This window comes from Actinotignum sp. UMB0459 (genome assembly GCF_051905915.1).
GTDB classification, from domain to species: domain Bacteria; phylum Actinomycetota; class Actinomycetes; order Actinomycetales; family Actinomycetaceae; genus Actinotignum; species Actinotignum sanguinis.
Window position 1 is genome coordinate 15,896 of record NZ_JBQAIK010000020.1, and the last position, 12,060, is coordinate 27,955.

Annotated in this window: 7 protein-coding genes; 4 read left to right on the forward strand and 3 right to left on the reverse strand. The window is 65.4% G+C overall.

Going from position 1 to position 12,060, the window contains the following annotated elements:
* Positions 1–238 precede the first annotated feature (238 nt).
* The 3 genes from ACTFPK_RS08095 (at position 239) to ACTFPK_RS08105 (ending at position 2,807) form a co-directional block, all read left to right on the forward strand.
* Positions 239–892: a low molecular weight protein-tyrosine-phosphatase gene (locus ACTFPK_RS08095; protein WP_274732986.1), complete on the forward strand. Its 654-nt coding sequence runs from the start codon at positions 239–241 to the stop codon at positions 890–892.
* 92 nt (positions 893–984) lie between these two features.
* On the forward strand, positions 985–2,013 hold the full coding sequence (locus ACTFPK_RS08100) for a hypothetical protein (protein WP_274736515.1): 1,029 nt from the start codon (positions 985–987) through the stop codon (positions 2,011–2,013).
* A 95-nt stretch (positions 2,014–2,108) separates the two neighbouring features.
* Positions 2,109–2,807 carry a hypothetical protein gene (locus ACTFPK_RS08105; RefSeq protein ID WP_274732982.1) on the forward strand — a complete coding sequence of 233 codons (699 nt, stop codon included), beginning with the start codon at positions 2,109–2,111 and terminating at the stop codon, positions 2,805–2,807.
* A gap of 186 nt (positions 2,808–2,993) precedes the next feature.
* Here ACTFPK_RS08105 and hrpA read toward each other — a convergent pair whose 3' ends face one another.
* The 3 genes from hrpA to ACTFPK_RS08120 form a co-directional block, all read right to left on the reverse strand.
* On the reverse strand, positions 2,994–7,346 hold the full coding sequence (gene hrpA / locus ACTFPK_RS08110) for an ATP-dependent RNA helicase HrpA (RefSeq protein WP_284898988.1): 4,353 nt from the start codon (positions 7,344–7,346) through the stop codon (positions 2,994–2,996).
* 567 nt (positions 7,347–7,913) lie between these two features.
* Positions 7,914–8,813 (reverse strand): hypothetical protein, encoded by a 900-nt coding sequence (locus ACTFPK_RS08115; protein ID WP_274778409.1) that lies wholly within the window; start codon positions 8,811–8,813, stop codon positions 7,914–7,916.
* On the reverse strand, positions 8,810–9,817 hold the full coding sequence (locus ACTFPK_RS08120; RefSeq protein WP_274778410.1) for an ABC transporter ATP-binding protein: 1,008 nt from the start codon (positions 9,815–9,817) through the stop codon (positions 8,810–8,812). Before ACTFPK_RS08120 ends, ACTFPK_RS08115 begins: the two co-directional genes overlap by 4 nt.
* A gap of 167 nt (positions 9,818–9,984) precedes the next feature.
* Here ACTFPK_RS08120 and ACTFPK_RS08125 point away from each other — a divergent pair, with 167 nt between their 5' ends.
* Positions 9,985–12,042, forward strand: a complete 2,058-nt coding sequence (locus ACTFPK_RS08125) for an acyltransferase family protein (protein ID WP_439911408.1) — start codon at positions 9,985–9,987, stop codon at positions 12,040–12,042.
* Positions 12,043–12,060: the final 18 nt, after the last annotated feature.

Genomic DNA, 12,060 nt, shown 5'->3' on the forward strand with positions numbered 1-12,060 from the left:
CCCGGTTCTCGCACAGGCCGTGGCGAAAATCACGCGCTTTCAGCTGCGATTATGCGTAATCGCCGTCCCGAACTGCCGCGATGGAACTTTTCCGCAGTTCAACACGGGTGATACGGGCCGCCCGCTCGGAGGCGCCCGGGTGTTTCTATCCCGGGATTCTGCATACTTTCAGCGTAGTATGCACTCGATGAGACCTACTGCTCAAAACTTTTCAGGCGCGGTGCCTAAACTTGCCAGCATGACGGAAAGTGCCACTCCCGCTGCCTACCCCGGTGCGGGCGTCGTTCGCGCGCTGGCGGAACGGCCCCGCATTCTTGTTGTCTGTACCGGGAATATTTGCCGATCTCCCATGGGGGAAATCGTGCTGCGCCAGCGGTTGCGCGATGCCGGTATCGATATCGCGGTGGCTTCCGCGGGGGTCTCCAACGAGGAGGCGGGCAACCCGATTTACCCGCCCGCCCAACGAACCCTCACCGAACACGGTTATGGCCTGCCTGAACGCCACCGGGCTCACCGTGTTACCGCCGAGGAGCTGGAAAACGCCGGCCTGATTCTTGCTATGACCACCGGGCACGCGCGGGCGGTGCGAAGGCTGTGTCGTTCCCTTTCTCTATCTCTGACCAATATTCACCTGTGGACCGAGTTCGCGCTGCCGGAGGTGGGGATTGCTCCGGAGGGTGTTTTCGGGCATGGTGGGGTTCTTTCCGACGACGCCGGGCGTGCCTCGGGCCGCCAGCACTCTTCCGATTTTTATTATTCATCCGGCGAGTTCGATGTTCCCGATCCGTGGGGCGGCTCGGCGCGCGAATTCGAAGCGACGCTCGCCTGCGTGGAAGCCGGGTCTGAGCACCTCGTGGAGCTGCTGCGCAGTAATCTCCGCGCATCGCGGTGACCGGGCGCGTTTTCGCGGATGGCGGCGTGCCGATGGCTGATGTCGTGCCGATGAACGGTGGCACTCCGACGAACGGCCGTAAACGTATATTTATGCGGTCGCGGAGGTGGAGGCGGGTATTGCTCGGGCTGCTCGGGCTGCTCCTCATCGCCCTGGCTCTGCTGGCAGTGCGCCACATTCTAGCTGCCACGTACTATTCGCCCGCGGCCGTGGCCAGCCGGTATATGGGCGCGCTCGAAGAAGGCCGCGCTCGCGCTGCTCTCGACCTCACCGATCCCGGCGCGCTTTCCGGTTCCCTCGCCCTGCTGAGCGACGAAGTTTATCGCGCCGTCCCGGGCCGGCCCGCCGATTTCCAGGTGCGCGACACGAGTCAGACCGCGACCGGAATGCGAGTAGACGGCGTCGTCACGTATCACGGCACCCAAGAGCCCCTGAGCATTACTTTGGTGCGGCGCGGCACCACCCCGATCCTGAGCGCGCGCTGGCACGTGAGCGCGGGCGCCCTCGGCCAGCTGCGCGTGGATCGTGAGACCGAGCTGTCTCCCGGCCATGCCACCCCCACGCCTCCTGCGCTCACCAGCATTAACGACGTGCCGGTCGCCCTCGCGCCCCGTGAGGTTGCTCCGGCTTTCCCCGGCGATTATGCCGTCGCAGCACCCGGCGATTCGCGCTACGTGACCTTCGGGGCCGGCGCGACCGCCACGGTGCGGCCGGGCCAGACCGCGACCGCTGCGCTCGCGGCCCAGGCCACTCCGGCCGCGGGTGAACGTGCGGTGGAACTGGTGGAACGCCTCGTGGAGGGGTGCGTGCGCGGTGATGGTACGACGACGCCGCCAGCTGGCTGCCCGGCAGCTTTCCGCAAGGATCGTGCTTTCGGGGACACCCGCAAGGAGAAGCTGAGCTGGAAAGACAAGCCGCAGGTGAGCGCGACCGTAGAGGGGCGGGGAGGAACCGTAAGTGTGCGGGGAGGCACCTTGGAGCGCAGTTATGAGTGGCGGCTCGTTGCCCCGCTGAGCTGGGAAAAGCGTTCGGACACCGCGCGGGTTTTCGAGCGGGAGCACACCTTGCGCTTCCGGGTAGAAAACGGGGATGTGGTGCTGGAAAGTGAAAGCCTGCGCTAGCGCGGGTTACCATGGAAAGCACGGATTGGGCCGTGCACTGCGGGAATGTGGGGATCACGCCGGCGACTAATTGCGCGAGAGAAGAGGAAGGACGTATGAGCACCAACGTTGTGGCTGAGATTTGGCGGGAAGGTAACCTTCCGGCGGGGCGGCCTATCGACCATGCCCGGCGGGTATGCACCGGTGCCCTGTGGGGCCTGGGTGCGGGTGTGGTGCTCGGCCTCATCACCTTCCCGAATGCCTTGGTCGGTTCGCGTGCTCTCTACCTGATTCCCGCTTTCGCGGTGGTGGCTTTCCTACTGGCGCTGCCGTGGCTGATCCGCGATAAAACACCGGTCGCGCCCGGGGTGGATGTGGTTGCGCGAGTGTTGGGAACCGATGAAAGTCGGCGGATGCGCACGGTTGGCAATAGCCGGCGCAAGCAGGCGCTCATGGTGCCGGTGGTGGTTCGCCCCGTGGATAAATCCGCGGATTTCCGAACCGTTATTGCGGTGCATGGCGCTGAGCAAGCGGGCTTCGCCGAGAGCAAGCCCGGAACGTTGCTTCCGCTGCGCCAAACGGAAAAGGGCTACGGCGGGCTCGCCAATGTGGAAGCAGCCAGCCCGGAGCAGGAAGCTCTCATGAGGGCCTTGGAGCAGCGCCCGAAACTGCTGCCCAATACCGCGCCGGTGCTGCCTTTCAAACCGCAGTCTCTTGACCGCGTCACCAGTGGGGACCAGCTGGAATGGTGGGGCGGAATGATCGCCGGCGCGCTGTTGGCCGCCGTCATGATGGGCATCGTCAGCTTGCTCTAAGCTCCAAGAAGTACGACGACGTGTCCCGCGCCGCCAAGGCAGGGTGTTTTTCCGGGGTGTACTTCGCATGTGTGACAAATGAAGTACAGCTCTGACAACACATAGCACCCCCGCTGGGGCTCGTATGAAAGTCTGCGACTTGTGTGAAACCTGAGGCTCATGCGGGTCTTACCCCGCTTGCCGCACTTAGCTGGCCAGCAGTTTCTGGATGCGTTTGACGGAAACCTTTTCCTTCGTGCCCAGCTGCTGGGCGAAAAGCGAGACACGCAGTTCTTCCAGGAGCCAGCGTGCGTGGTTGAGCACCCGAGCGCGGCCAGGATCGAAAGCTGCGTAACTGGCTTCTTCGCGGGCACTTTCCACCGCGTCTGTCGCGGTCTGTACCTGCCAGGCGAGTGAATCATCGGCTGCCGGATTCACGGCAGCCTTCTCGATGCGCAGCTTCGCGGCCAGGAGATAGCGTGGCAGATCCCAGAAGCGTGCTGCCGGCGTGGCCCGCACAAAATCGGTGGGCATAAGCGCATCCAGATGAGCGCGCTCGTCGCTCATCGTGGCAAGTAGTGCCACCGAGCGATTATCCCGCACCAGCTGCTCCACCTGCGCCCACGCAGCCGCAGCCTTGCCCGCGCCCTGCGCAATCAGGAACACTTCGTCCTCAAACTCGTCACGAGCCCAAGCCTGCAATTCTTCAAATTCACGCCCGGAACGCAACTCCTCCGGACTGGCATCATTGGCCGCACCCCAACGGTCGGCAAGATTCCGTGCCGCAGCCCACTGCAGATCCGCCACCAGCGCCGCCGTGGAAGGCGCCGGACTACCCGCCAGCTGCAAAGCCAGTTCTCCATCCCAGCGCGAGGTGATACGGCCCTCGGGCAGCGCCAGCGCATCCGCGAGCAAACGAATCACACCACCGCGATGCACCCGGACTTGTTCGCCCGGTTCCGCCACCACATCCAGCACAACCTTCCCGGCGCGGTTAGCGAGCGCCGGATAGGCGCGGACCGTCCCGGCCGGTCCCTCGGTTTCGATAACCGCGGGGATGATCCCCTGCTCCACCGCGGGCCAGCCGCTCAGAGCGTCCCCGGTCGCGAGCGTATCTGCGGGAGCGGAACCAGTACCCGCACCCGCGGCCGGCGCACCCACGGCCGACGCGCTCGCGGTGTGCTTCGCGCCGTGTTTCGCGGAGCCCGCCCCGCGCAGTCGCGCCCGCGCTTCATCGAGGGCCTGAGCCACCGCCCCGGCCACCACGTTTTCCACCGCCGCCTTGGTTTGCGGGGCAAGACTGCGCTGCACATACTCAAGCGATGTCGATTCCTCAAGTACCGCGCCCCGCTCCGAACGCACCCGGAAATTCACAGTCAGATGCGCGGGGAGATTCACCTCCTGCCAGGCGGCGTCGTCGATCTCAATACCGCGCACGCGGGCTGTGGCCGCCCGGAAAGCCTCCGCGAAAGAAACCGGTTCCGGCCCGTGCACGGCCTCCTCCCAACCGGGCAGTACGGCGCGGATATCGCGCGCAACATCCGGGGCGGGTACCAGGTTGCGGCGCACGCGTTTGGGTAGCGCGCGAATCGTGGCAACCACCAGTTCGTCGAGCATCCCGGGCACCAGCCAGTCGAAGCCCTCCGGGCGCAGTCGCGGCAGCAGCGCGATGGGTACGTCCACGGTGATGCCATCGTTGAACGAGCCCGGCGCGAAGGTGTAGGTGATGGGCAGGGTGATATCGCCCTGGTGCCACTCGGTGGGGAAATTCTCTTCACCGGCGCCACCGCCCGCGCTGCCCAGCAGGAAATCCTGGGTGAAATCGAGCAGATCGGGGCGCGCGTGCCGTTCCTTCTTCCACCAGGAATCAAAATGCCGCCCGGAGACCACGCTCTCCGGAATACGCTCCTCGTAAAACGCGGCCAGCGCATCATTATCAGCCACCAGACCGTGGCGGCGGAGCTTGTCTTCAGTGCGGCTGGCTTCCTCAAGGGCCGCGCGGTTGCGCGCCAGGAACTCGTGATGGCTGCGCCACTCGCCTTCCACCAGGCCGTGGCGGATAAACATCTCGCGAGCCAGCTCGCGCGCCGCATCCGAACCGGAAGTGGCCAGCAACACCGGCCGATCCGCCACGAGGGTCACTCCGTAGAGCGTTACCTTCTCGTGGACCATCGCCGCACCGTGCTTGGCGGACCAATACGGTTCCGAATAGGAACGCCGCACCAGCTTCTTCGCCAGCGGCTCAATCCACTCGGGCTGTATCGCGGCCACGGTGCGAGCGAAAAGCCGAGAAGTTTCCACCAGCTCGGCGGCCATGACCCACTCGGGGGTACGCCGGTGCAGGCCCGAACCGGGCCAGATCACGAAATGTGTGCCGCGCGCGCCCAGATAATCGCGGCTGCGCGGGGAATAATTGCCGATATTGGAAAGCAAGCCCACCAGCAGCGAACGATGAATCGCCCCGGATTCCGGGGTATCCGAGCCGCGCCCGAGCTCGCGGCACGCGTGGGCGACCGCCCCGGAATTCGGCGCTCCGCCCAGCGCGGGCGCGCCTGCCTGCTCCGCGGCGCGGATCTGCTTCGAGCTGGGCAGCGCGAGGCGGCGGATGCTCAAGTCCAGCGGCCGAGCCATCTGCTCCAGCTGCGCCACCACGTCCGCCCACTCCCGATAGCGCAGGTAGTTGAGGAATTCCGCGCGGCACATGCGCCGGAATGCCGAACCGGACAGCTCGCGCGCCTGGGTGCGCAAATAGCGCCACAGCGTCAGGTAGGCGAGAAAATCCGACGAGCCGGCCGTGAAGCGCGCGTGGAATTGATCGGCCTGGGCACGTTTCTCGGTGGGGCGCTCGCGCACATCCTGCACCGACAGCGCCGCCACCAGCACGAGCACTTCGGAAGCGCAACCGTTGCGCTGCGCCTCGATCAGCATGCGGCCCAGTCGCGGGTCGATAGGCAGGCGCGCGAGCTGACGCCCGATGGCGGTCAGGCGCGGGGTGTGGCGATTTTCGCTGCCAAATGCGCTCGCAGCCCCAAACGCACCGTAGCTAATCGCCCCGATTTCCTCGAGAAGCTGGGTGCCGGCTCGCACCGCCCGCGCTTCCGGCGGGTCAATAAAGGGAAAATCGTCGACGGCGCCCAGCCCGAGCGCGAGCATCTGCAAAATAACCGCAGCTAGGGAGGTGCGCTGAATTTCGGGCTGGGTGAATTCGGGCCGCGCCAGGAAATCATCCTCGGAATAGAGACGGATCGCCACCCCGTCCGTCACGCGCCCGCACCGCCCCGAGCGCTGATTGGCGCTGGCCTGTGAAATCGGCTCGATAGGCAGGCGCTGCACCTTCGTCTTATTCGAGTAGCGCGAGATACGGGCGGTGCCCGGGTCAATCACGTACTTGATTCCAGGCACGGTCAGGGAAGTCTCCGCAATATTCGTGGCGAGAATAATGCGCCGGTAGGGCCCGGGCTGGAAAATTCGGTGCTGTTCCGCCGCGGAGAGGCGCGAAAACAGCGGCAGTACTTCCACGGCGCCCGGCGCGCTGGACCTGCCCCCGGGGCTCACATACCTGGTCCCGAGTTCATCATCGAGAGCCTTCGCGGTATCCCGAATCTCGCCCTCCCCGGAGAGGAAGACCAGAATATCTCCCTCGCCTTCCGCCATGAGTTCCTCGGCGGCCGCCACGATTCCACTCACCTGATCGAGTGCCGCGGCCCGGCCCGGGGTGCGCGGCGCGGCCACGCGCTGCGCACCGGCGTCGTCGTGCTGCTCCTCGTGTTCCGCGTCCTGTTCCTCATCGAGGGGGCGATACCGGATCTCCACCGGATAGGTGCGCCCGGACACCTCGATGATCGGCGCGGTGTCGCCGGGGCGGCCGCCCGCGCGGTGTTCACCAAAATGCGCGGCGAAACGTTCGGTGTCAATGGTGGCGGAGGTGATAATGACTTTGAGGTCGGGGCGCGCGGGCAGCAGGCGGGCGAGGTAGCCGAGGATGAAGTCGATATTGAGGGAGCGTTCGTGCGCTTCGTCGATGATGAGGGTGTCGTAGCGCAGCAGGTGCGGATCGGATTGGATTTCCGCGAGGAGGATGCCGTCCGTCATGAGTTTGACGAGGGTGGTGGGGCCCACTTCTTCGGTGAAACGAACCTGATAGCCGACGGCGCCGCCAACTTTTTGCCCCAGTTCGGCCGCGATGCGTTCGGCAACCGAGCGGGCCGCGATGCGCCGCGGTTGGGTGTGCCCGATGAGCCCGGTGATGCCCCGGCCCAGCTCCAAGCAGATTTTCGGCAACTGGGTAGTTTTCCCGGAGCCGGTTTCCCCGGCAATAATGACCACCTGATTCGCGGCGATGGCTTCGCGGATTTCCGCGCGCCGGGCGGAAACGGGCAGAGTTTCCGGGTAGGTAATCCGCGGAACGGCCGCCTTGCGGGCTTCTAGCTGTGCCGGGGTGTAGGGCCGCGGGCCGCGCGGACCACGGGGATTGTGGGTGCCACGGCTGCCACGGTTGTTACGCGGGCCGCGCCGGCCGCGCTTACCGGAGTGTGTTGCGGATTCCTGAGACTTATCCATATCGTGCCTCATTATTCCACGCCTCCCTGGAGCTTCCTATCGGTCAGAGTGACATTGGCGTACGTAGCGTGCTTCCGCTGCCTGCAATGGAAGCACAGTGGTCCGGTATCGCATATGGCCCTACACAGTGGTACTCCCTGACAGGAAATCGGGTGGTGGTTGTAGCTCGGGTACCACTTTGTGTGTCGGATTGGGCCCTTGTCTACTACTCAACGTGGACAAGTGTGGAGAACTCGGGTCAGGGTGCTCACATATAGCAACATGTCGCCACCGGGGCCCGCAGAAAGCAACGTCTTGACAATTTTGCTAACAGGATGCGACACCTCGACACGGGCCACCTGCAGGATGCAACGCCCCGAGCCTGGGCTGCGCAGAATGCAACGCTAGCGCATGTTTTGGAAAAGTTAATGTAGTTGCTGTTGCTTTTTGTGGCGCGGGTAGTAACCAGCTGGGGCCCGGGCGGTGTGCCCGGGCCCCAACGGCGTCGTCGTGCTTGAAACGCGTGTCGCGTTTGAACGCGCGGTGCTTGAAGGCGCTGCGCTTGCAGGTGCCGTACCTCAGCCGCGCCTACACGTCAGAACGCGAGAAACGCCACCCGCCCAACGCGAGCAGCACCACCGCCAGCGCGCACCACAGCCCCAGGCCAAGTGCCGGGCTGGAAACCGTGAACGAGGCGACGTCCGCGCCGGCATTGAGGCCGGGCGGGCTGAGGGCCGCGGTCAGGAGCATCGGCGGCAGGTAGGGGATCACAAAGGTGCGCACGAACTCGGAGGGAATGAGCGCGAGCACCGGGGAGAGCATCATCACCGCGAGGATGAGCACGATGGTGCCGGCGGAACTGCGCAGCAGATAGCCGATTCCCAGGGCCATCCACGCGGAGGTGACCATGGCGATGATGAAATTGAGGAAAAGCCACCAGGCGTCGCCGCTGAAGCCGATGGTGAGGCCGAAGAGGGTGCCAACCACGGCACCTAGCACCAGGAGCAGAAGGGTGGTGGCCAGCGCCACCAGGCTGAGCGCGAGAGTGCGGGCGGCCACGTTGCGCCAGCGGCGCGGGTCGGCGCTCACGGTGGAGCGCATGGTGTTCGCGGCGTATTCGGAACACACCGTAACGGCACCGAAAGCCACCATAATGATCTGGAAAATGCTGCTCGCGCTGATGAGCACGTACGCGGCGAGCGAATGCTCCGCTCCCATGGCGGTGGCGTAGGCATTGAGTTCGAGCTCGCTGGAACCCCAGGCGGTCAGTGCGGTGATTGCCAGGGAGAAGAGGGTGCCGATGATGAGCGTCCAGCGCAGCGAGGGCAGCGTGAGGATCTTGCGCAGTTCAGAGCGCAGCGAGCGGCCCAGAGTGACGCGGTAGTTCGGCGCGGCGAATTGGCTGATGCGCGGGGGAAGCTGGGCTAGCTGCGGCGCGGCGGGGCCGGGTACGGCGGGGCCGGAAGCAGGAACAAAAGCGTTACTCATCGGTGGCCTCCCGGGAGGTTCGTGGCGGGGCGGCCCGCGCCGTATTCAACGTCGTGGCCGGTTAGGTCCATGAAAATATCTTCCAGCGAGCGGTGGATGGTAGTCAGTTCGTCTAGCTGCACCCCCGCCTCGAAGGCGATTTTGCCGATGTCCGCGCGTGAACCGCCCGGGATCGCGAAACGGGCAACCGGGGCGGCCGGCGCAACGGGCACAGCTTGCGCGACCGGCGCACCCGGCCCACCCGGCGCAGGCGCGACTTCGCTAGCATCCTGGAAGTCCAGCCCGGCTGCCCGCAGCGCGCCCTCCAAGCCGGCCCGGTTGGGGGAGGCCACCAGCACCGTGGTATTTGCCGCGGCCTCGGTGAAGCTTTCGATGGGCCCGAAAGCAATCATGCGCCCGCGCCCGATGACCAGCAGGTCATCGGCGGTTTGCTGCATTTCGCTCATGAGATGCGAGGACACCAGAATGGTGCGGCCCTGCTGCGCGAGCGTGCGCATGAGCAGACGCACCCAGCGCACCCCGTCCGGGTCCAGCCCGTTAACGGGTTCGTCAAAGAGCAGCACTTCCGGATCGCCCAGCAGCGCCGCGGCAATGCCGAGCCGCTGGCCCATCCCCAGGGAGAAGCCCTTGAGTTTGCGCTTGGCCACGCTCCCGATTCCGGTTAGCTCGATGACTTCGTCCACGCGCCGGGCGGGAATCCCGTGGGTGGCAGCCAGAATTTGCAGATGGCTGCGCGCGCTGCGCGAACCGTGGAATGCCTTGCCGTCCAGCAGTGCACCCACCGTGGTGAGCGGGGAGGTGAGCTGCTCATAGGGAAGCCCGGCAATAAGGGCACGCCCGGAGGTGGGGCGATCCAGCCCCATAATGCAGCGCATCGTGGTGGATTTGCCCGATCCGTTCGGGCCGAGGAACCCGGTGATTCTCCCGGGCTGGAGCTGGAAACTCAGGTTATCGACCGCGGTGGTCGCGCCGTAGCGTTTTGTCAGGGCTTCAACTGTTATCACAGGCAGTCCTTTCGTGCTGGGTTGGTTAGTACGCGGCCGTGCCGGCACCCGCGCTCATTCTACCGGCGCGCGACCGCCCCTCCTACTCCCCGGTGGTGCTCATCTCATGGACGCATCGCTGCCCCGTGTCGTGCCGCCCCGTATTCGCGCAGTCCTAGAATGTGCCTATGCCGCAATCCTCACGCACCACCACCCGCATCCGCGCCCTCGACGGCATCCGCGCGCTCGCAATTATCGCGGTGGTGCTCTATCACATGCGCCCGGCGGTACTGACCGGCGGATTCATCGGCGTCACGGTGTTTTTCGTGCTTTCCGGTTTCCTCATCACCCGCAGCGTATTGCGCGAGCTGAGCCGTGAACGCCGCTTCTCCTACCTGCGTTACCTGCGCCGTCGCCTCCTGCGCCTGTGGCCTCCGGTTCTCGTCACCATTGCGGGTAGCGCGCTCCTCAGCTACATGTGTGCGCCCAGCCTGCTCCCGAAAGTCCAGGCTGATGCCCTTCCCGCGGCGCTGTTCGCGAGTAACTGGGTCTATATTTTCCGCGAGGTCCCCTATTTCGCGGCCTCCGGCCTGCCTTCTCCGCTCACCCACCTGTGGTACCTGGGGGTCCTTGCCCAGTTCTACCTGCTCTGGCCCTTCATCTTGCTGGCCTTGCGCCGGGTGCGGTATTCGACGGTGCGGATCGTGGCGGGCCTGGCCCTCGCCTCCGCGCTGCTCATGGCGCTGCTTTTCTTCGCGGGCCCGGATTCCACCCGCGCCTACTACGGCCTGGATACTCGCGCCGCCGAACTCCTTATCGGCGCGCTCGCGGCTCTCGTTTCGCCGTATGTTGCGTCCCTGTGGCCGCGCGCGGATAGCACGACGCCGCCGCAGCCTCCCGCACGTTCCGCCACCGCCGCTTTCGCGTTGCGGGTTAGCACCGGCGCCGCCCTCCTGGCTTTGCTGGCGCTGGCCGTATGGGCCGATGGTGAATCTGCCCTCACGTACGCGGGTGGTTTAACAACGACGGCGCTCCTGACCGCCCTTATTGTCCTCACCGTGCACAACCCGCGGCTGGGCCTGAGCCGGGTGTTGGCCAGTGCGCCTTTTGCCTATGTGGGGTCGCGGTCCTTCTCCCTCTACCTGGTTCACTATCCGCTGTTGCTTTTCATGAATCCGGCTACCCGCACAGCGGAGATTTCCGGGGTGGCCAAGATCGGGCAGCTGCTGGTGGTGGGGCTGGTGGCGGAGCTGTTTTATCGGTGTGTGGAGCAGCCGAGCGCGCGCCTGGCGCGGACCGGCTGGCGTGCCGGTGTGCGCACCTGGTGGACTGGCCTGCACAGTTGGCGCAGTGACATACGCACGTGGCGTACCGACCCGCGCAACTGGCGCAACCTCGCGGGTAACCACCGGTTGAGCGATACGATCTTCGCGGCGGTGAGCGCGGTGGCTCTCCTGCTCGTGACTCTGCTGGCTTGCGCGCCGATTCCCTGGCAGCGCCTCGCGGATTCTCGCGCGGTGGCCTTGCGCCCGGAACTAGCTGCACCCGCACCTAGTGTGCCCGGCGTGCTTAGTGCCCCCAGCGCACCCGGCGCACCCGGCGTGCCCGGCGAAGCACCGAATCCGCCCGCGCCGGCCAACGCGCCGGCCAATACTCCGGGATCCAACCCGACTTCTACTCCGGTGCCCAGCCCGGGCTCTCTCCAGCCCATCGCCACGAAGGTCCCGGCCAATCTGGATGCCTCCGCGTGGAGCAAGGACCCGGCCACCGGCATCTGCGGAGCGAATGCCGTGATGATCGGGGATTCGGTCACCTTGGGCGCAACCGATGCCCTCAAGGAGGTTCTTCCCAATTCGGTGGTGGACGGCAAGGTCAGCCGGCAATTCTCTGCCGGCGCGGAGGTGTTCGCCCAGCGCCAGGCCCTAGGGGAGAAACCGCGGGTACTTATCTATGCTCTCGGCTCGAACGGAGCTATCGGCGGGGAAGCGGATATCCAAAAGCTTGTGGATGCAGCTCAGGGGCTTCCCGTGTATTTCGTGACGAACCGCAGCCCGTTGCCGGCCCAGAACCCTAATAACGAGCTGCTCAAGGCATACGCTGCCTCCCACCCGAATGTGGGCATTATTGATTGGTGGGCGGCTACCGAAGGCCACGAAGAATTCCTGCGCGACGATGGTATCCATCTCACACCCACCGGGCAGCAGCACTTCGCTACCCTTATCCAGCAGGCCCTGTGCGGGGCCTAAAAGGCCAGCCGGAAAGGT